Raw genomic sequence first — 20716 nt, 5'->3', positions numbered from 1 at the left:
GACAAATGAAATACGATGGGACAAAGAGAAATCAATACCGATACATTAAGAGCCTGGCTGGATGCAGGCAAAAAAGTGACTGTCTTGGATGTCAGGCCAACCGGTGAAAGAGAAGAATGGAAAATCCCTGGGAGCATCCACATAGATGCTTATACTGAGTTGAAAAAGAACAATCCCGACGCTTTAAAGTTAGTAAACTTTGATAAGTCCATTCCTGTGGTTACAGTCTGTGCAGGAGGCAAAACCAGTTCAAATGCCGCCGAAATACTTCATAATTCAGGATATGAAACATATAACCTCCAAGGAGGTATGAAAAGTTGGAGCCTCGCCTGGAACACAGCTTCAATAGTCTTTGATGCCTCTCCTGTAGGGGGGCAGGATTTTGAAATTATTCAATTTAGGCGCACCGGAAAAGGTTGTCTTTCCTATATGGTCATTTCAGATCTGGAAGCCATGATTGTCGACGCATCTTTGCCGGTAGAGGTTTATCAGGAATTTATAGACCAAAGAGGACTTGTCCTTAACTATGTTGCTGACACACATATTCATGCAGACCACTTGAGTAGAACACTAGAACTGGCTGAAAAGCATGGGATAAATCCTTCTCTTCCATCTAATGACAAACTGAGTTTTCCCTTCAACCCTATTGCAGATGGACAAGATTTCAGCATAGGGAGCATAAAGATTAAAGCCATTCACACACCAGGGCACACGTTGGAGAGCAGCAGTTATTTAATCAATGATAAAGTGCTGTTAACAGGTGATACGCTATTTACCAACGGTGTAGGAAGACCAGATCTGAAAGCAGACAAAGAAGAAGCAGAGAAGAAAGCAATCTTACTTTTTCATTCCATTCAAAAGCTTATAAGATTAGACCAATCAATCATCGTAATGCCAGGTCACACCAGCCAACCCGTAGCATTTGATAATCAACCAATACAATCCTTATTGAGAGAGGTAGTGAAAAACACGCAATTGCTCAAAGAAAGTGAGCAGGAGTTTGTTCAGTCTTTGCTGAAAAGGATTCCTAACCCACCAGAAAACTATCTGAAGATTGTGGAGAAGAACATTACAGGAGATTTTACAGATGTGAACCCTATTGATCTGGAAGCAGGAGCCAATCGTTGTGCCATATCATAAGGAGTCATGGAAGTTAAATTAGGGTTAAAGGAGAACTGGAGGCAGTTCACATTACTGGTCATTATCAATGGCTTTGTTGGCGGCATGATAGGCTTGGAGCGAACCATACTGCCACAGATTGCAGAAGCCGATTTTGGCATAGCTGCCAAATCTGCTATTCTATCCTTTATTGTGGTATTCGGAATATCCAAAGCCATTACCAACTATTACACTGGTGCTTTTGCCAATAGGATTGGGCGAAAGAACTTATTGGTAATTGGTTGGTTAGTCGGGCTTCCTGTTCCACTTATCCTAATCTATGCTACAAACTGGAATTGGATCATAGCAGCAAACATCCTATTAGGAATAAACCAGGGACTGACATGGTCAAGTACCGTAGTGATGAAAATCGACTTGGTGGGTGACAGGAACAGGGGGCTGGCCATGGGTTTAAATGAATCGGCAGGCTACCTGGCCGTAGGTATCGTTGCTTTTCTCACTGGGTTGATAGCCTCAGAATATGGGGTTCGCCCCTATCCGTTTTACTTAGGAATCGGGTTTGCTATAGTAGGTCTTTTGGCCAGCTATTTTTTTGTAAAGGACACAATACATCATGTCAGTTCAGAGACCAAAGTCAGCCAGGTCAAGAAGCTAAAAAATGTATTTCGAGAGACCACTTGGTCAAACCCAAATCTTGGTTCCATTACTCAGGCAGGATTGGTCAACAACCTGAATGACGGGATGATCTGGGGGCTATTCCCTATTCTCTTGGCAAGTAAAGGATTTAGTCTGGATGAAGTTGGGAAAGTTGTAGCTGTTTATCCGATAATTTGGGGTTTAGGTCAATTAGTCACAGGTAAACTAGCTGATAGCTGGGTGAAGAAATCCATGCTGTTTTGGGGAATGCTCATCCAAGGCTTAACCATTGTTGCAATGGCATTTGCTACTTCCTTTGTCCAATTCACACTTTTGAGCATCCTGTTGGGGATTGGAACAGCAGTGGTCTATCCAACCTTCCTTGCCGCAATTGCAGATTATACCCATCCTGAACAAAGAGCTAACTCTATAGGAGTTTTTAGATTGTGGCGTGATTTAGGTTATGCAATAGGTGCAATTTTGACAGGTTTAATAGCGGACTTTTTTGGAGTTGACAATTCAATAATTCTTATTGGAATTATTACTTTATTATCCTCAATTGTGATAAAGGCAAGAATGAAGTATGAGTAGTTAAATAAACTCCAATTTACCAACGATTATAGAGGTATATTTTGAATGAGAATTTTAAAATTCAATTTTACTTAAAGATTTATCTCACAGGAAGGAAAATACGTTAGTTATATCTACTTGAAACTACTCTTTATGGTGATTTGAATGTTCATTTTTTTTGTAGAAACAAACTAGTTGAAAAGCTAATAAAGACTGGAACCGAAATTGAAGAACGGTGTATAACTTATCTCAGTACCCTACTTAGCTTGGCAGTGTGTTACTTTTAACCAATTTTTAGATGAAATAAATCCCCTAATTAGATCATCATTTAAATTATTCAAATAAAAGGATAAAGTGATAAATAAAGACTTCTCGAAATCTATGGCTAAAGGTGATTTAGACTTAAATAACTTAATATTTAATTAGAAAAAAATTTATAACCAGATGTGCTATCCTTTGAATATAGGAAGGTAGATTTTGCCAATTTCAGGAACAACAAGGCTTGTTCTCTTGAATAGGAGGGCAAGGCACTGTTCCATACGAGCAATAAACACAGCAATCTCCCTTCTTAGGTTTCAATACCTTTTTACAATTCTCACATTCATAAAAGAATTGACAGGCATCTGTCGGCATGTTTTCTTCTTTTTGATTTCCGCACTCAGGGCAGGTGATTATTGATTTTAGTAGGGCATTCATGCTAATTACTTTTCCTTTCTTTCTGTTACTTTGTAACCTGTTCTATTTATTGCTGTTTCAATTTCAGAAACATTCGTTTTTAAGCTGTCAAACTGTATAATAGCATTGCCGTTATCATAGGATGTGGTCGAGCTGATTATTCCAGAAAGTTTATTCACTTCATGGTTTACATGTTCTTCACAACTTGCGCATGTCATCCCATTGATAGAAAACTCTACGGTCTGAAGATTTTCATTGTCAACCAGTTCCGTCTGGCTTCCTGTCTTGGGGTAGAAGATGTGCGAGTAACTAGGAAAGGCAAGCATGAGCATGGCAAATGCAGTCAAAATACCCAAAAATGTTTTGGTTTCAATCAACTTCGGATTAGTCGGCGTCTCGCAATAGCAATCCGCTTCTCTTTTAGGTTTCAATATCTGATACCAAGCAAAACCAAGTGTCAAAATTGTAAAAGCTATAAAGTAAGGTCTTGCTGGTTCAAGCCAGGAAAAAGTGGATGCAATCCCGCTTGTACCCGCCACTAGAGCAACCACCGGGGTGATACAGCAAAGGGAACTCACTAAAGCAGCTAAAAGGCCACTAGTTAAAAGGGGTTTTCTCAAAACGTAGTATTAGAATTTGGGAGGTTAAACAAATCGAGCACTGACGAAATGATTCGCTGACTTTGCGCTTCTACTGAATAAAAAATGGTTTGTCCCGATTTTTTAGTAGTCACGATTCTTGCATCCTTCAACTTTTTCAAATGCTGGGAGACGGCTGGAACAGTCATACACAAAATGTCTGATATGTCGCACGGACAAAGTTCATTTTCCTGCTTCAGGAGGTACAGGATTTTGAGGCGGACCGCATTGCCGGCAAGATTCAATACATCTGCAAGTTCTAAAAAATCTTCCTCCTTGCTTTTCAAGTCCTCCCGGCACCTATTGATCTGGTCGCTATCGGCAAAGACGCGAATACATGTATTCATATATTTGTATTTAAGCATTTGCTTAACAAGCTATGAAGTAAAATTTATTTAAGCAAGTCCTTAAATACTGAAATTACCACTTTGGAATACAATGCGGTTAAAAATAGCTGGACAACCCAAATTGCACTCCCCCGATTTTAGCTGGTGGATTTCCCAAGATATCCTGTTGTTGCATGTACCGATAGTTAAGTCGGATGACCGTTTGTGATACTGGTCTGAAACTGATTGTCGGGACTACAGCCCACAAATCATCAGAAATATTTCCTCCGGTTTCCTCGAACCTTCCCACGTTCCAGTCCACATATTCCAGTCGGCAGGCCAGGCTGAACACGGCTTTATCAAAACCTGCCAGTTTCCCTCTCAAAATAGGTTGTACAATGTCTACGAACCCTCCCTTTTGCCGTTCACCAAATTGCTGACTGTAAGTCTCCGGCACATCAACCATTACCCAGGCCCATTCGCCAACCAAATAGGTTTTTGTTGCCGAAATGGTAGTGTTGAAATCCACGGCTACTACGTCCAGGTGTCTTTTGGCATCCAGAACAAGACCATCTTCCTCAAATCGGTTATAAATTCCCCCCATGTAGGAAAGTCCTATTTCTCCCACCTTGTTGTTTCTGACTGCTATTTTGCCTGTGAACAAGGGTTGCCCATTGCTGCTTTCTTCAAAGCGTAGGGCATTTTCTTTGGCTGCCGGTAGAAAAGTTTTGTTTTGATTATTACTGATTATGCTGTTGTCGAAGCCATTAGTCAGGTAGGCTTCATACCCAAAAGCCCAAGCTTTAGAGTAATATTTGCCATACAGACCAAAACCAACATTGCTCCAAGTGGCTGCCAGCATTTCAGTCATGGCAATTGGCCGATCCACAAATTCCCATTTTGGACCGTCATGATTTTGGTTGAATGCTCCGATGGGATTCATCACTACTCCACCACGTAGGTTAAGTAGAGGATGGAAATTTAAATCCAACGCAGCAAATTCGATGGATATTTGTTTTCCGCCCTCCTCCAACTCAATCTCAGAGAGGAACTTGATTTTCCTGTGAATCGAAGAAGCCACAAAGAGAGTAAAGCGGGGGATACGAAAACTGTGGCCCTCAGTGATCCCATCTTGGCCCATGTATTGATAATCGGCCTCTACGTACCCACCAATGGAAGCCGGCAAATTTCCTATCTGAAGAAAAGGACGATTGTACACTGCATCCATGTTCATGGTTTGAGTACTTGAAGTATCTACCGGTATTCTTTTTAACAGTGTACTGTCGATCTGGGCATTTGCAACCAGGGCAAACAAAAAGACAGGAAGGAATAAATATTTTTTCATTTCAAGTCGATCTTTAAGGTGTTTGCTTCAATCTGAACAGGAAAGGTTCTCAATGGATCGTCTGCCGGGCCGTTTTGCACCATACCGGTATTGGTGAATTCACTACCATGGGCAGGGCATTGGAGCCGGTCGCCAAAGACCTGAAGTTCTGTGCCCTGATGGGTACATCGCATCCATAATGCTTGATATGCTGTTTCAGACAACCGGAAAACCGCAATGGGATATTGAAGTGATTCGTGATGCGCTATCACACTTGACCGATAGCTGGATTGACCGTTCTTAAGATTCACGAATGCATCCATCGGAACTATCATAAAATCTCCATCCAAGCTTGCCTGAAAGTATTTGGTGCCAGCACAGGAGGATAAGCCGGAAATTCCCGCCATTATGCCAAAACACCCCCATCCACAGCTTTTTATAAACTCATTTCTATTCATGGATTTGAAGGTTATAGGGATTCAAGAAAACGGATCAAAGCAGTTTTATCTTCTGCGGATAGCGACTCAAACTTGGTACGGCTTGTATTTGCCTCTCCACCGTGTTGTAAAATTGCCTCCTCGATGGTAGAAGCCCGACCATCGTGCATGAGAAAGTAGCTGCCTCCCTGAGAGTTGGGCGAAAGGCCCAAACCCCAAAGGGGAGGTGTTCGCCATTCGAAAGTTTCAGCAGAGCCTTCGGTTACACCGTCGTCCAGTCCCGTCCCCATATCATGTAGCAAAAGGTCTGTGTATGGGAAAAAGGTTTTATTGGACAATGCTACAATATCAGAGGTTAGGGTGGTCCATTCAGAGGTGTGACAATCCCCACATTGGATTTGGGAAAACAAAGTCTTTCCCTGAATTATTTGTTGGTCATTTTGTGAGCGCTGGATGGGAGCTTTAAGTGTCCGGAGGTAAAAAACCACATCTCTGATCGTCTGGTCGCTCACTTCCGGATCAACCGCTAATCCTGAAAAAGGATCAACAGGTTCAAATGTGGAAGTAATGCCCATGTCCTGGTTGTACGCTGATACGGTCTGGTGGTGAAGATCGATGGCAGCTGCCTTTTTGCCAAAACGCCCTATATAGCGCCCATGTGCATCTTGATGAAACCTCTGAGGAACAAAATAAGCCGGAGGATTCACATAGTTGGGCACCCCGGAAATTCCGTCTCCGTCCAGATCGTAGGGGTCTGCATTAGTCAGGATCTGCTCATCTGTTAGGGCTGACAGAAAACCCAAGCCAGTGACAGCAGGAGGGGTCAGCTTCATGAATGGCGTTCCTTCTGGAAGTATTTCCGGTGTGTATCCTGGTATAGCTCTGTTTTGGAGTTGAGGGCCCCCGATATGCAGGTTGGGAGGCGTATTTGGAGCCGTCTGGCCAAAGCGTGTCAGTGTAGTAAACGGATGTCCTTTTCCATCACCTGCATGGCAACTACCGCAGGAAGTAGCCACGAACGTAGGCCCCAGACCGACACCAGAGGAAAATACCTCATCATTGAAGGCAAAATCCCCAGCAAGGAATTGAGCTTGTTCGCTGGTATTGAGCCCTTTTAAAGGGCCGTCCAGAATTTCATTCTCTGCCGGCAGTTCGGGAATGATGTTTTCGCAGGCGAAAGCCAGGCAAACGAGCAGTATCAGAATAAGCTTCTTCACAAATTTATTATTAGAATAGTAAAAGTAATAAGTTAGATTGACCTAATAAATATTTTTTCTAATAAAAACTGTTACCTATTGATGTGACTTTCATTCTTAGAGCTTCATATGTATGGAAGGATTTTGAGATAATTTTCTCAATTTTCTTAAGAAGATTACTGTTTAAAGCCCGAGATAGATGCTTATTTAATTATTCATTCGGATTGGACATCGCTACCTTTATTGTCATCACCTAAATCTCACTGACTATTCATCCTATCGGTAAGAAAGTGGAATAAAACTAGAGAAGGAAATAAAGTAGCTTACATCGGTGCTATAGACGATAATGCCAAGAATCTAGCAGCTGTTCAAAAAAAAAATGTGGAAGCTGCAGTAGAATCACTTCTAGCCTTCAATTCTCCAGCTTTGACTCAGACTAAAGCCATAATGTACTATTTCCAGGTAAACCCTTAAAACCGCCTCTTTAATCTAAAAAAGAACTTCCTGATTTATTTAACATGATAATTTAGGGAAGTTTTTCCGAGTAAAACGCCTCTACTTGCTCACTTTTAAAATTCTAAATGCCCCTTGAACAACCAGGACAAAAACAATTGCTCCTATAACCAGATCAGGCATACTCGATCCTAGCCAATGAACTAGTAGTCCTGCAGCAATTACACCTAAATTAATAATTACATCATTTGATGTAAAAATCATGCTTGCTTTCATATGAGCCTCTTCTTTGCTTTTCGATTTTTGCAACAGGTAAAGGCAAATTCCATTCGCCATGAGAGCAAGAATTGAGACAATAATCATTGTTGAAAAATCCGGAAGCTTCTCGACTCCAAAAAACCTTCTTAATACCTCTACAAATCCTATGATCGCAAGTATAATTTGAAAATATCCAGCCCATTTAGCAATCCGCTTTTTCCTATATATTGTTCCCCCCACTGCAAATAAACTAATCCCATACACAAAACTGTCCGCAAGCATATCCAAGCTATCGGCAACCAGCCCCATAGATTTGGAAATAATTCCCGTGGTCATTTCTATTAGAAAAAATGCAAAGTTTATTGCAAGGACAGACCATAGTAACTTTTTTTGGTGAGTGTGTTCTTTAAAGACCGTTTGGTCAGTCTGTTCGGTGGAAATTTTCCTCCCTCCTAAATTTAAGTCCACAATAGACTTTTCGATTGCTTCAATTTCCCCTTGATGAAAAACTGTCAGTTTCCGGTTAGGAATATCAAATTCCAAATTCTCAATACTGGAAATACCGTCCAAATTCATCCTGATAAGATTCTCCTCCGAAGGGCAGTCCATTTTGGTTATCTCAAAGATTGTTTTTTGCATGTTGACTAGCTTATCTTTTGAATGAAAGATTTTTAAGATTTAAGTATATATTATCAATCAGAACTCTTCAGATCAATGTTGGTATGTTCGGTATCTATATCGCTTAAAATTGCATGAATCTGCCTGAAATCAAACCTCCTGTGACTTCTACCACGGTAAAGGCTAGATTCAGGAAAAAGACTGTCTGATATTGTTATCTTTTTTTGCTACTGTCTAGCTGTTATTTTTTAATCCACTTTAACGCAGCTTCTTTATCTGAAATATCAAAGTATTTAACTTTAGCAGATGTGAAAAAACCCATTAGGTCAGACATCTTTTTCTCCCATTTTTTTTCACCTACCATGGCCACTTTATCAAAGTCATTGGCATGTTTTGCATCAAACTTCACATCTTCCCAAAAGGCTTTCAATTCCCACCCTTCAAAATCAACCATTTCAAAGTACCATCGAATCTTTGAATGCTTGTCGAGCGCGTTCTTCAATAATGGTAATAGCTTTTTGTAATCAACTTCAGTTAATTTTCCTGAGGCTTTTGTTGCTATGATATTGTTTTCAGTCTGTTCTAGTATCTGCAGCATAATATTGTTTTTAAGTAAATATCCCCACCCTGCGTGGGGATTGATTCCTCTACTTCCCTGTGGTTAATTCATTTTCTCTGGTATCCCAGCAACCTTAATGCATTTACTACAACGACTATCGTAGATCCTTCATGGATAAGTACAGCAATTCCTATTGAGGCAAATCCAAAGATCGTAGCGGGAATCAATACACCTACTACACCTAAACTGATCCACAGGTTTTGTTTAATAATCCCCTTAGCTTTTCTACTTAGCCCAATTGCAAAAGGCAATACTTCAAGTTTATCAGCCATCAATGCAATATCTGCAGTTTCCAAAGCGACATCAGAACCTGCTGCTCCCATGGCAATACCCACGGTACTTGCAGCCATAGCCGGAGCATCATTTACCCCGTCGCCGACCATGGCGATTTTGGATTCTGACTGCTTTAATTGCTTGATAGCTTCTACTTTTTCTTCAGGCAGTAGGCTTCCTCTTGCACCAGTCAGTCCAACCTCATTGGCAATTGCATCTGCGACTTTCTGGTTATCGCCACTGAGCATGATCATCTTTTCAATTCCAATCTCCTTCAGTTCCCTTAAGGTAGCTTTGGCCGATTCCCTAGGAGTGTCCATCAGTCCAATGATACCCATATAGGTGTCATTTTTCCTGATGAGGATAGTTGTATTTCCATTGGACTCCAATTCTTCAATTTTTTTGACTACCTCTTTAGAAGGTTTTTTATCATCCAGCGCTTCATATAAATCCAGGTTTCCGATATAGATTTTATCCGAACCCACATTAGCCTTAATTCCTTTTCCCAACACTGCTTCCAATGAATCAGCTTTGGGAATTTCTTTGCCATCCATTCGTTCTTTACCGTCTCTAACTACCGCTTTGGCAAGTGGGTGATCACTCAGCTCTTCCACTGCTATAGCATCTCCAAGTAATTCTTCGGTGGAAATTCCTTCCAGAGCAATCACCTCTGTGATTTTGGGTTTCCCTTCAGTGAGTGTTCCTGTTTTATCAAAAGCGATTGCAGTCAAAACACCTAAATCTTCCAAGGGTCTCCCCCCTTTGATCAATACTCCTTTTTTGGCAGCACGGGCTATACCGCTTAATACAGCACTGGGTGTAGCAATGGCCAATGCACAAGGACTCGCAGCTACCAAAACAGCCATCGCTCTATAAAAACTTTGGCTAAAAGACTCATCAATGACTAAAAAAGCAAAGCACAGTATCACCACCAAAACCAATACCGAAGGGACAAAATACTTCTCAAATTTATCAGTGAGTAACTGAGTAGGAGACTTTTGTGCCTTTGCTTCGTTGACTAAGGTGATCAATCTTGATACGGTAGAGTCCGTGGCTAATTTCAACACCTTTATTTCCAAGGTTCCATTTCCATTTATAGTCCCTGAAAATGCACGGCTTTCTTCAGGAACATCTTTAAGAGATAATTCATTTGAATCTGCATTTTGCATAGCAACTTTGTCCACCGGAATACTCTCACCTGTGATGGGGGCCTGATCAACGGCGCTACTACCTTTGATTACTACTCCATCAGCAGCTATACGAGTGTTGGGCTTGACTAAAATAATATCCCCAATTTCCAATTCTTCAATACCGATTTCTTTGGTAGTATTCTCATCCTTTTTCAAGGCAGTTTTGGGAGCTAGAGTTGCTAAAGACTCAATCGATTTATGTGCTTTTCCCATAGCGTAGTGCTCCAGTGAATGCCCGAGACTAAACAAAAATAGCAGCAAAGCACCCTCGGCCCATTCCCCAAGGATCGCAGCCCCAATGGCTGCGACCAACATGAGAAAATCTATTTCAAACCCACCTTTAAGAATGGTCTCAATTGCTTCTTTGGCAGTATAGAACCCTCCAAAAAAATAGGCTCCTATATACATTCCAAGACTAACCCATTGAGGTACGGACTCCATAAAACTTAAACCAAACCCGATTCCCAAGAGAGCTCCACAACAAATTGAGAAAATCAACTCACTATTTTTTCCGAATATCCCTGAATGTTCTACTTTTTCCTTTTCCATGATTTCATATATCAGTTAGCGTATTTTTCCTTTGTTTTTCAATGATGTCCACCTTCTTCTTCGCTGTTTTTAGCTTTTGAAAGTAGTGTGAAAGCTCCCTTAGTTACCAGTTTGATTTCCTCATAGGCACGGGCGGAATCCAATAATGTCACCTCAGTAAACCCGTCTTCATTATTTCCCATTATCACTTCTATCATCTCATAATCGTAAGCGGGTTTCCCGTTTTCATCCCGCTGTCCCAAATAGGAAAAAATAAAATGTTTCTCTCCAAACCGTACAACTGCATCATTTGGCGCTACTAGCGCTTTTTCACTTGCAGTTTCTATTTTGGCAGTCACATACATTCCTGGGAGCAAATCAGTATTCTTGCTGTCAAAATGACCATGAACGGTTACTGACCTATCCTTTCTGACTCCCTTACCTACCAAAAACACATGCGCCTCTCTCCATTCTTCATCCGTATTGGCAATATTGAATTTGATGCGTTGATCCTTTTTAATTTTAGTAATGTCATTTTCATAGACAGAAAGTTCCACATGCAAATCATCCGAATTGGTTAAATCCATGATCACATCCTGCGGACTGACATATTTGCCAATATTAGTATACACATCAAGCACCGAACCGGCAACAGGGGAATAGATATTTACTACAGATTTAATTTCTCCTGTTTCCACTTTCCCAGGATCAAAACCAATCATTGTTAACCGTGCTTTGGAAGTTTTTATTCTTGCCTCATTGGCCAGAAAATTACTTTTTGATTCTTCAAAGGTTTTTCCGGAGGCCACTTGTTCACCATACAATTTCTCCTGACGCTCGTACTCAGATTTTAAATAGGAGCTGTTAGCCAGACTCTCTAAATAGTCCTGTTGAAATTGAATGAACTCAGGATTTTCTATCGTTACAAGCAGCTGTCCTTTTTTGACAGCATCGCCAGGAAGAAGTGTGGTGTTTTTCACAAAACCTCCATAGGGCATGGTAATGGATATATTGTTCTGCGGGGGGACATCGATCACCCCATTCACCATAAGTTCGCTTCCAATTTCTTTAAATTCCAATTTGCCCAGCTCAATCCCTGTTACCTCATATTGCGCTTGAGACAGTTCTACTCTGGATTCATTTTCTTCGTGCTCTCCCTGAATTTCAACACTTTCAATCTTGGAATTACAGGAAACTATAATACCAGCGATCGTCAAGGTAATTAGGCTGTTTATGATATATTTTTTCATTTTAAATGATTTTTAGTATTGGTACTATGGAATCTCAAAGGGTTTAGACTCATTCTTCTGAATGACTTTTCACTCATGCTCGATTTCATATTTATTTAATTGGAGTTAATTGATTCCCGACAAGAATTCGATCTGAATAAGAGCCTGGTTGGATTTATCAAGTAGATCCAGGTAATTAAAAGACACGGTTAAGCTTCTGCTTAGTCCTTGGATATATTCCACATACCCAATTTCACCACTTTGAAAGCCCCGCTGCGACTGTTTCAAAATCAGCTCAGCTTGAGGTAAAGCATTGGTTTCATAAAAATCCAAACTGGTCTGGAATTTCTCGTAATCAAGAAGTAACGTGGTTAATTGATTTTCAAGCTCGTTGGTAAATGCCTCTTCTTCCTGTTCCACTTCGGCTATCCGAATGGTTTTGGATTTTATGTTTGCGGACTGAGATTTTATGCTAAAAACCGGAATAGCTAATCCTACCTGAAAACCATCGAAACGATCTTTGGAGGTGAAGAATTTGGGATCACCTGTCACGGTTTCGCCTGGGCCATTTAGAGATTGATTAAAATACCCAACTTTAATATCAGGCATCAACCTAGATTTCTCCACTGACTTTTCCTTTTCTGCTATTTCTATTTGTTGTTGAACCCAGGCTAACGTTGGATTACTATCCACACTTATAGAAGATAGTGAGAGGGGTGATGACTTTTGTTCCAGTATTCCCATTTCAGATTCAATCTCTACTTCAGTGTTTAAAAGCATTTTCAGCCTCTTAGAGTAGATTTCAATATCGGCTTTGTTCTGAGCCAGTAGTGCCTGGATTTCAGCCACCTCCGCTTCGGCAGTTGCCTTTTCAAGCAGATTGGTTTCCCCTGCCTCAAAGCGGAGGGTGGCAGCTGATGCGAACCGGGAATAGATACTATCCTGTCTGACTAGTAGATTACCCCTTTCCTTTGCCGTCCATAAGGCAAACCAAGTTGACTTTACGGCTCTTGTAAGTTCATTTTTACTCATTTCCACGGCCAATTCACCTGAAATTACTTTGGACTCAGCCAGTCCATTTTGTCTGCTATAAGTAGTCGGGAATTCAAAGGTTTGTGAAACTGAAAAACGGGAATCATTGGTAAATGAACTGTTGGTCTGACCGTACTCCATATCCACAGCAGTTTTGCCTATGTTCCAGCTTGCCCCTTTTAAAGCTCGCTGCTGCTCCAGCCTCAGCGCTTCTGCTTTGACATTGGGATTGTTTTCCAGAGCCAGTTCTATTGCCTGGTCCACTGAAGAAATTCGCTGAGGTTCCTGAGCGAAAGTTGACATATTTATAACAGTCAAAAATGTAATGACCAGCAATCCTACTTTGCCTGTGGATTTCCTAAATCCTTTTTCAAAATAGTAATACAAAACAGGCAGAACCACCAAAGTCAGAATCGTGGCAGTGATTAGCCCACCGATGACTACTGTGGCCAATGGTTTTTGAACCTCTGCTCCACTTGAAGAAGAGAGTGCCATCGGCAAAAAGCCCAAGGATGCTACAGAAGCTGTCATAATCACAGGCCTTAGTCTGGTACGTGTACCTGAATAGATTCGCTCAAATATATCCGTGATCCCTTCTTTTTTCAGATGGTTAAATTCAGCAATCAGTACAATTCCATTCAGCACCGCTACTCCGAAAAGTGCGATAAAACCTATCCCTGCAGAAATACTAAAAGGCATTCCCCGTATAGTTAAAGCGAAGATCCCACCAATGGCGGAAAGCGGTATCGCAGTAAATATCAATACACTTTGTTTGATAGATCCGAAAGTGAAGAAAAGTAAAACGAAGATGAGTAAGAGCGCCAGAGGAACGGCAATTCCCAGTCTGGCTTTGGCCTCAATAAGATTCTCAAATTGTCCACCGAATGTGACAAAGTAACCCGTGTCGAAATTCACAGCCTTGTCAATTTTAGCTTCAATTTCATTGACGATACTTTCCACATCCCTATTTCTCACATTGAAAGCCACCACAATTCTCCGCTGGGTGTCATCCCGCTGAATCTGATATGGTCCTTCTTTCACGGAGACTTCTGCTACTTGGTACAGCGGAATCTGATCTCCATTTGCCCGTGCAATAAATAAATTTTGAACATCTTCCAGTTCATTCCTTTTGGTCTGATCAAGTCTGATTACCAGATCAAATCTCTTTTCCCCTTCGTAAACTTTTCCAGCGGAAGCCCCGGCAAAAGCTGCCTGAATCGAACGGTTTACTTCCTTGATGCTTAAGCCATATTTTGCCAATTGTGCCCGTTTATAATCGATGACGATTTGTGGCACTCCTGTCACTTCTTCTACATAGATATCCTCCGCCCCTTCTACACCTCTCGCTATCTGACCTATCTGATTGGCATATTCAGAAAGTCGGTTTAAATCCTCTCCGTATATTTTTATTGCCACATCCTGGCGAACGCCGGACATCAATTCGTTGAAACGCATTTGAATGGGCTGCTGGAAACCAAAGTTGACGCCTGGCAGGACAGCCAACGCTTCGGACATTTTATTCGCTAAATCTTCCCTGTTAGTTGCTGTAGTCCACTCGCTTTTATCCTTTAAGACAATCATCAAATCAGCTGCTTCCACTGGCATGGGATCTGTCGGTATTTCACCAGCTCCTATTTTGGATACTACTTCAACTACTTCTGGAAATTGATCCAAAAGAATCTTCTCTGCCTGGGTTGTGGCCTTTATGGTATTTTGAAGTGAAGAACCTGTGACCACACGGGTTTCCACCGCAAAGTCACCCTCTTCCAGTGTTGGAATAAATTCACCTCCCATTCTGGAGAAAACCCAGCCTGAAACCAATAATAAAACCAAAGCAGTGCTTAAAATTACTGCTCGATGATGCATAGCCCAGCGGATGGAAGGATCGTAGAAACCATGGAAAAAATTCATGATTTTGTCAGAGATATTGGGCTTATCACTGATCTTTTTGCTTAGAAAAAGTGCTGAGATCATCGGCACATAGGTAAGAGAAAGAATAAATGCGCCCAAAATAGCAAATGCAACTGTCTGAGCCATAGGTCTGAACATTTTGCCTTCTGTGCCGACCAATGCTAGAATCGGGAGATATACGATAAGAATGATGATTTCACCAAAAGCGGCTGAATTTCGGATTTTGCTTGCAGATAGGAATACTTCCTCGTCCATTTCAAGCTGGGTCAGGTTTCTTTCTTTTTTCACCAATCCTAAATGATGCAGGGTCGCTTCTACAATGATTACAGCCCCATCTACAATCAACCCAAAATCTATCGCTCCAAGACTCATCAGGTTGCCCGACACTCCAAACAAATTCATAAGCGTAAAAGCAAAGAGGAGTGCCAATGGAATCACAGACGCCACAATTAGCCCTGCGCGCATATTACCCAGCAAAAGCAGGAGCACAAAAACCACAATCAAAGCTCCCTCAATCAAATTCTTACTAACTGTCCCAATGGCATTATCCACTAATTTTGACCGATCTAAAAAGGGTTCCAAAGTCACTCCTTCTGGGAGTGTTTTCTTGATCTCTTCGATTTTAGCTTTGACATTATCTATGACTTCTGCCGAATTCTCTCCCTTTAGCATCATCACAATTGCACTGACTACTTCACCTTCTCCGTTTCTTGTGGTAGCTCCATAGCGTACAGCACTTCCCAGCTGGACTTTAGCTACATCTTTTATCAATACCGGAATACCGTTTTCATTAACTCGAACTGGGATATTATTGATATCATCAAAAGATCCCACTAGTCCTTCGCTCCGAATGAATAAAGCGGTTAGGTTTTTCTCAATGTATGCCCCACCGGTATTTTCGTTGTTATCTTCAAGCGCCTTAAAAATATCTGCGATCGAAACATTTAAAGATTTCAATCTGTCCGGTTCAATTGCTATTTCGTATTGCTTAAGGTAACCTCCGAAACTGCTCACATCTGCAACACCAGGTGTACCAAGTAGCTGTCTTCTTACAATCCAATCTTGGATAGTTCTCAGTTCTCTCGCATCGTACTTATCTTCATAGCCTGGTTCCACACCGACTACATATTGATAAATTTCACCCAAACCAGTGGTTATCGGAGCCATACCTGGAGCTCCGATTCCTGGCGGAATCTGTTCTTTGACTTCAGCCATCCGCTCATTGACTTGCTGTCTAGCCCAATAGACATCCACATTTTCCTCAAAAACAATAGTAACTACCGAAAGTCCGAAACGGGAAAAGCTTCGGATTTCTTCTATGTCGGGAATAGTTGCCATTGTGATTTCAATGGGAAATGTAATAAGCCGCTCAACTTCCTCAGCAGCCAGAGAGGGAGAGGTAGTGATTACCTGAACTTGATTATTGGTAATATCAGGAACAGCATCAATGGGAAGCTGAGTAAGTGAATACCCTCCCACAATGACTAATCCTATGGTAAGTAGGCCGATAATCAGTTTATTATTAACTGAAAACCGGATTATATTATCCAGCATAAGGAATTAATTTTTATGAAATAAAATGGAAATGGGCACAGGTGCCCTTAGAAAAAACTGAGCACAACAGACTTGATCAGTCAATTGAAAAGAGCTGATCGAAAAGGGTAAATCTGGTGTGAAACGGGAAATTTAGCTCCGAGGAGGCTGAAAGAGTTCACCTAAAACCGGTGAAGTAAAAAGAAAGGTATAGTAAGTCGCTGGCTCTACTTTTTCATTAAAAGACCGGACTACAGAAAAATCATTTATTAAAGAGAAATAGATGGGAGCGTGTGAACAGGTATGATTTCCATGAAAAGGTAAATTTTCATGACTTTCTTCATCATGGCTGGTATTGTTTGATCCATGATCAATATAATCTTCTACTATGAATTCAAATACGGAGTCGTCATGCAAAACTTTATGCTCCCCAAAATGTGAAAGTAAAAACGGGATTTTTTGAATCTGACAACATAGATCGAAATTCATCGATAGCATCCCCAAAAGGAGCAAAGCAATAAAAGATCTGTTTCTTATCATTTTCATGTTCTGCAAATCTATGAAATAAAGTAATGCAAGGCTATTGCAATATTCTGTACTTCTTTAATTTTACTCCTCACCCTTTGAAAAGAAAACATTTGATTTGAGGGATAATTTAAATTCCTTTGCAAGCGGTGCGCACTTTCTCTACGATAATAGCTCGATTTTTACTCAGCATGTTCTGCTTGTTCATGTTGCATCAATTGGCGCCCCATTCTCATCACCAGCATGAAGTAGAAGTTCTCTCAGATCATCATGATCACGACCATGAAGGAACAGAGCATGAGAATCATTCAGATGAGAAAAGTCCATTAGACTTTCTTACCATATTTTTTGCTAACCATGCTCATTCACAACAGATAGTTGATCATTCGCCTTCACAAGCACAGGCTACCGAAAATCACGTAAACAAGAGTAAAGTTCAGAGAACGGTTCCAGAACTTTTTCGAGTACCTGTTAATGAGATAAGGCCAGCTTCAGAAAAGACTGTCCTTGAATCGTTAAGGATACCTAAGAACACCTACTTTGTTTCGATTGCCCTTCGCGGGCCCCCATCATTAGGATAAATCAATCTTTGATGACGTATCAAAGTCAATGGATACCCTTTCATTGAAAACTATTGATTCATTCTAAATTCAACTTCATGTTAAAAAATAATGTACTCGCTTTTTGCGTGTGCTTATTTTCGTTTGTTGCTGTAGCTCAGTCTCCCAGTACAATGGATGCTTTACAGCAAATCGAACAGAATAATGCCACCCTAAAGGCTTTTTCTTCCTTATTGGAAAGTAAAAAGCTAACGCAAAAAGCATTAAATAACCTCCCTGATCCACAGGCGGGTGCATATTACCTTCCTTTTGGTAATCACACCTCAGGAGATTACACGGAGTTTCAGGTAACGCAGTCATTTGAGTTTCCCACAGTTTACAGCACACGAGGCACCCTCATCGATATGCAGGAGGCGCAAAATGCTATGGAATACCAATTGAAAAGACAAGAGGTGTTACTGCCAGCTTTGAAACTTCTGAATGAACTGATATTCTTGGACAAAAAAGAGGATGTAGAACAAATTAGGGTTTTGCAGTCTAAGAAGATATTTGATCAGACTAATGAGCTATTTGAGCTGGAGCAAGTCGGTATCCTCGAACTCAACAAAGCCAAAATAGCCTGGATTCAAGAGCAGTTTAAACTTGATATTTTAGGCTCGGATCGCAAAAAAATAATGATCGAGCTTAAAAATATGAATGGAGGAATGGAATTGGATTTTGCTCCGAACGACTATGTAGGGTCATTAATCGTGGATGATCCTGAAAGTCTATGGCAGGAGAAAATGCAGGTTGATCCTGAATTAAGAATCCTTGGAGAGCAAGAAAATGTGGCTCAGCAACAGATCAAACTTTCCAAAAACAAGACCCTTCCCAATTTGACAGCGGGATATAATTACCAAGGCGTTTCAGGATCTACTTATTCCGGTATATATGGAGGGATTTCCATCCCTTTATGGAGTAGCAGAAATACCGTTAAGGCAGCAGAAGCAAACTATGATTATCAGAAATCATTTACCCAAGTTAAAACGGATGTCCTGCACACCAAATTCTTGGGTAAATATGAGGTATATCAAGTGCTGCTGAAAAAATACCAGGAATACCAGTCCACTCTTCAGTCCTTGGGCAGCGAAGAATTATTGCTTCAGGCATTTGAATTGGGTGAACTATCCTTTATGCAGTACTATATCGAATTGCAATTCTATCAAAAAGCTTTGGATTCAATGCTGGAAATGGAAAACCAGTTAGTTCAATCTAAAGCCGAATTATTAAAACATCAATTATAACATTCAAACTAAAAAAATTATGAAAATCTCAAATATTCTATTCGCACTTCTATTAATCGTTTCTGTTTCATGTGGCAACAAAAAAACAGAAAATGATCATGGTCACGAGCATACTACAGAAGAAGCCCACGGTCATGAACATGAAACAGAGGATGCCGATCACCATCAGGAAGAATTCAAGGTAGAAAAGGATTCTGCTGTGCATACCCATGAAGATGGAGCCACCCACAGTGATCATTAATCTAGTCGAATTATATTGATTATGCGATATGTAATTCTAATGATTACACTCCTCCTTGCCTCATGTCAGGCAAAGGAAGAGGAGGATCATGCCCACGATGCAAATGGTGGACATGTAGAAGAGTCAGCGGAAATCCCCACCCTGGATGCTACAGTATGGACGGATAAAACAGAGTTGTTTGTTGAGTATCCCGCTTTGGTGGTTGGGTCTACAAGTAGATTTGCTGCTCACTTTACCCTAATGGATAAGCATCAACCTGTTCGTGAGGGCACATTGACAGTAAGTCTAATCAAAGGTGAAACTGGAATTCGTAATACGGCTGAATCCCCCGATTCCCCTGGAATCTTTAAGCCCTCTTTACAACCAAATGAAGCAGGAAACTACCAGTTGCTATTTGAACTCAAAACACCAACTGTAACTGATCGAATTGTAATTGATCAGGTAACAGTTTATGCTACTTTGGAAGATGCAATAAAAGCATTGGGCACAGCGGAAGTTGATGACGGCTCTATTACTTTCCTGAAAGAGCAGGCTTGGAAGATAGATTTTCAGACTGCAAAAGTTGTAGAAAAGGAAATTTATGAAACCATCCCGACTTCTGGGAGGTGGAAAGTATCTCCTTCGGATTATCAGACGCTAATCGCTACAACTAACGGGAAAGTGAATTTCAACGGCAGTAATCTCAATGAAGGGATGAAAGTACAAAAAGGCCAATTACTGATGTCTGTAAGCAGTGCCGGATTGACTTCAAATAATCTTTCGGCTGAGATCCAGAAAGCCAAAGCGGCCTATGAGCAGGCAAGCCAGGAATATGAGCGAAAGAAGCAGCTGTTTGAATCCAAGATTGTCCCCAAGGCAGAATTTGAGCAGGTGGAACAAAAGTATCTAGTTGCTAAGTCAACCTTTGAGACTCTTAATGCTGGGTTTACATCCAGTGGCAAACAAATCGTGGCCCCAATGGAGGGATATGTTAAATCAATTGCTGTAGATAACGGAGCATTTGTTTCTGAAGGCGCAAGTTTGGTGACCATTACCAGTCATAAAACCAGTCTCTTAGAAGTTCAGGTAAGTCCATCTTACGCAAATCAGCTTCAGAATATCCAGGACATCTATTATCAAAATAGATCTGACCATTGGTCTGGATTGAAAGCCACAGCAGGTAAAGTACTATCTGTAGGGAAAGAGGTCGAAAGTGATCAGCCTCTGCTTTCAATATTTGCGGAAATCAATGATGTGGTGGAAATGCCTGAAGGTAGTTTCACAGAGGTTCAGCTAGCTTTTGGCCAGCCTAAAAAGGGAGCAGTTATTCCTGAATCAGCTTTACTGGAAGACTATGGGAATTATTCTGTGATCGTAGAACTTTCGGGAGAAAGCTTTGAAAGAAGAGCTGTTCGGATAGGCAGAAGAAACGGGGAAGAAGTTGAAATTTTAGATGGAGTGAAGGTTGGTGAAGTGGTCGTTACGCGTGGTGCATATCAGGTAAAGATGGCTTCCATGTCAGGACAGGCACCAGCGCATGGCCATGAACATTAATGTATCTAA

General features: G+C 41.0%; 18 protein-coding genes. 5 read left to right on the top strand and 13 right to left on the bottom strand.

Annotated features, from left to right (window positions below; translation table 11 throughout):
• The first annotated feature begins 15 nt into the window (after nt 1-15).
• Nucleotides 16-1140, top strand: coding sequence for an MBL fold metallo-hydrolase (locus ESV85_RS06040; protein WP_146915725.1), 1125 nt, complete (start codon nt 16-18; stop codon nt 1138-1140).
• A 6-nt stretch (nt 1141-1146) separates the two neighbouring features.
• On the top strand, nt 1147-2346 hold the full coding sequence (locus ESV85_RS06035; protein ID WP_146915723.1) for an MFS transporter: 1200 nt from the start codon (nt 1147-1149) through the stop codon (nt 2344-2346).
• A 465-nt stretch (nt 2347-2811) separates the two neighbouring features.
• Here the strand turns inward: ESV85_RS06035 and ESV85_RS22465 are convergent, their stop codons facing one another.
• From ESV85_RS22465 to ESV85_RS22635, 13 genes are all read right to left on the bottom strand, one after another.
• Complete coding sequence (locus ESV85_RS22465) at nt 2812-3021, bottom strand: GDCCVxC domain-containing (seleno)protein (protein WP_146915721.1); 210 nt, start codon at nt 3019-3021, stop codon at nt 2812-2814.
• Nucleotides 3022-3026: 5 nt separating this feature from the next.
• Nucleotides 3027-3620, bottom strand: a complete 594-nt coding sequence (merTP, locus tag ESV85_RS06025) for a mercuric transport protein MerTP (protein WP_146915719.1) — start codon at nt 3618-3620, stop codon at nt 3027-3029.
• Nucleotides 3617-3985 (bottom strand): ArsR/SmtB family transcription factor, encoded by a 369-nt coding sequence (locus ESV85_RS06020; protein ID WP_223275920.1) that lies wholly within the window; start codon nt 3983-3985, stop codon nt 3617-3619. The genes merTP and ESV85_RS06020 overlap by 4 nt, the downstream gene beginning before the upstream one ends.
• A gap of 97 nt (nt 3986-4082) precedes the next feature.
• On the bottom strand, nt 4083-5309 hold the full coding sequence (locus ESV85_RS06015) for a hypothetical protein (RefSeq protein WP_146915715.1): 1227 nt from the start codon (nt 5307-5309) through the stop codon (nt 4083-4085).
• Complete coding sequence (locus ESV85_RS06010; RefSeq protein WP_191321947.1) at nt 5306-5695, bottom strand: Rieske (2Fe-2S) protein; 390 nt, start codon at nt 5693-5695, stop codon at nt 5306-5308. Before ESV85_RS06010 ends, ESV85_RS06015 begins: the two co-directional genes overlap by 4 nt.
• Nucleotides 5696-5757: 62 nt before the next feature.
• The gene (locus ESV85_RS06005) at nt 5758-6942 is read right to left on the bottom strand and encodes a di-heme oxidoredictase family protein (RefSeq protein WP_146915711.1); all 1185 of its coding nucleotides are present in this window, start codon (nt 6940-6942) and stop codon (nt 5758-5760) included.
• Nucleotides 6943-7476: 534 nt separating this feature from the next.
• The gene (locus ESV85_RS06000) at nt 7477-8271 is read right to left on the bottom strand and encodes a cation transporter (RefSeq protein WP_146915709.1); all 795 of its coding nucleotides are present in this window, start codon (nt 8269-8271) and stop codon (nt 7477-7479) included.
• Nucleotides 8272-8491: 220 nt separating this feature from the next.
• Entirely contained in the window at nt 8492-8848 is a 357-nt protein-coding gene (locus tag ESV85_RS05995) for an STAS/SEC14 domain-containing protein (RefSeq protein ID WP_146915707.1), read from the bottom strand.
• A gap of 68 nt (nt 8849-8916) precedes the next feature.
• On the bottom strand, nt 8917-10881 hold the full coding sequence (locus ESV85_RS05990) for a heavy metal translocating P-type ATPase (RefSeq protein WP_146915705.1): 1965 nt from the start codon (nt 10879-10881) through the stop codon (nt 8917-8919).
• Between the two features lie 38 nt (nt 10882-10919).
• The gene (locus ESV85_RS05985) at nt 10920-12110 is read right to left on the bottom strand and encodes an efflux RND transporter periplasmic adaptor subunit (RefSeq protein WP_146915703.1); all 1191 of its coding nucleotides are present in this window, start codon (nt 12108-12110) and stop codon (nt 10920-10922) included.
• 105 nt (nt 12111-12215) lie between these two features.
• Entirely contained in the window at nt 12216-16586 is a 4371-nt protein-coding gene (locus ESV85_RS05980) for a CusA/CzcA family heavy metal efflux RND transporter (RefSeq protein ID WP_146915701.1), read from the bottom strand.
• Nucleotides 16587-16718: 132 nt separating this feature from the next.
• A complete protein-coding gene (locus ESV85_RS05975; protein WP_146915699.1) occupies nt 16719-17111 on the bottom strand; it encodes a hypothetical protein in 393 nt (130 codons plus the stop codon).
• A gap of 183 nt (nt 17112-17294) precedes the next feature.
• Complete coding sequence (locus tag ESV85_RS22635) at nt 17295-17417, bottom strand: hypothetical protein (protein ID WP_262713333.1); 123 nt, start codon at nt 17415-17417, stop codon at nt 17295-17297.
• A 331-nt stretch (nt 17418-17748) separates the two neighbouring features.
• Here ESV85_RS22635 and ESV85_RS05970 point away from each other — a divergent pair, with 331 nt between their 5' ends.
• From ESV85_RS05970 to ESV85_RS05960, 3 genes are read left to right on the top strand one after another with little or no spacing between them, the layout of a single operon-like run.
• Entirely contained in the window at nt 17749-18933 is a 1185-nt protein-coding gene (locus tag ESV85_RS05970; RefSeq protein WP_146915697.1) for a TolC family protein, read from the top strand.
• A gap of 19 nt (nt 18934-18952) precedes the next feature.
• Entirely contained in the window at nt 18953-19174 is a 222-nt protein-coding gene (locus ESV85_RS05965; RefSeq protein ID WP_146915695.1) for a hypothetical protein, read from the top strand.
• Nucleotides 19175-19213: 39 nt separating this feature from the next.
• On the top strand, nt 19214-20707 hold the full coding sequence (locus tag ESV85_RS05960; protein ID WP_223275919.1) for an efflux RND transporter periplasmic adaptor subunit: 1494 nt from the start codon (nt 19214-19216) through the stop codon (nt 20705-20707).
• Nucleotides 20708-20716 lie beyond the last annotated feature (9 nt).

The sequence above is a fragment of the Algoriphagus aquimarinus genome (assembly GCF_007997215.1).
Taxonomy (GTDB): domain Bacteria; phylum Bacteroidota; class Bacteroidia; order Cytophagales; family Cyclobacteriaceae; genus Algoriphagus; species Algoriphagus aquimarinus_A.
This window is presented reverse-complemented; position numbering and strand designations above follow the sequence as displayed.

Coding starts and splice junctions, on each gene's coding strand:
- ESV85_RS06040 (WP_146915725.1), top strand. CDS start 16: ATGGGACAAAGAGAAATCAATACCGATACATTAAGAGCCTGGCTGGAT.
- ESV85_RS06035 (WP_146915723.1), top strand. CDS start 1,147: ATGGAAGTTAAATTAGGGTTAAAGGAGAACTGGAGGCAGTTCACATTA.
- ESV85_RS22465 (WP_146915721.1), bottom strand. CDS start 3,021: ATGAATGCCCTACTAAAATCAATAATCACCTGCCCTGAGTGCGGAAAT.
- ESV85_RS06020 (WP_223275920.1), bottom strand. CDS start 3,985: ATGAATACATGTATTCGCGTCTTTGCCGATAGCGACCAGATCAATAGG.
- ESV85_RS06015 (WP_146915715.1), bottom strand. CDS start 5,309: ATGAAAAAATATTTATTCCTTCCTGTCTTTTTGTTTGCCCTGGTTGCA.
- ESV85_RS06010 (WP_191321947.1), bottom strand. CDS start 5,695: ATGGCGGGAATTTCCGGCTTATCCTCCTGTGCTGGCACCAAATACTTT.
- ESV85_RS06000 (WP_146915709.1), bottom strand. CDS start 8,271: ATGCAAAAAACAATCTTTGAGATAACCAAAATGGACTGCCCTTCGGAG.
- ESV85_RS05995 (WP_146915707.1), bottom strand. CDS start 8,848: ATGCTGCAGATACTAGAACAGACTGAAAACAATATCATAGCAACAAAA.
- ESV85_RS05990 (WP_146915705.1), bottom strand. CDS start 10,881: ATGGAAAAGGAAAAAGTAGAACATTCAGGGATATTCGGAAAAAATAGT.
- ESV85_RS05985 (WP_146915703.1), bottom strand. CDS start 12,110: ATGAAAAAATATATCATAAACAGCCTAATTACCTTGACGATCGCTGGT.
- ESV85_RS05980 (WP_146915701.1), bottom strand. CDS start 16,586: ATGCTGGATAATATAATCCGGTTTTCAGTTAATAATAAACTGATTATC.
- ESV85_RS05975 (WP_146915699.1), bottom strand. CDS start 17,111: ATGAAAATGATAAGAAACAGATCTTTTATTGCTTTGCTCCTTTTGGGG.
- ESV85_RS22635 (WP_262713333.1), bottom strand. CDS start 17,417: ATGGACTTTTCTCATCTGAATGATTCTCATGCTCTGTTCCTTCATGGT.
- ESV85_RS05970 (WP_146915697.1), top strand. CDS start 17,749: ATGTTAAAAAATAATGTACTCGCTTTTTGCGTGTGCTTATTTTCGTTT.
- ESV85_RS05965 (WP_146915695.1), top strand. CDS start 18,953: ATGAAAATCTCAAATATTCTATTCGCACTTCTATTAATCGTTTCTGTT.
- ESV85_RS05960 (WP_223275919.1), top strand. CDS start 19,214: ATGATTACACTCCTCCTTGCCTCATGTCAGGCAAAGGAAGAGGAGGAT.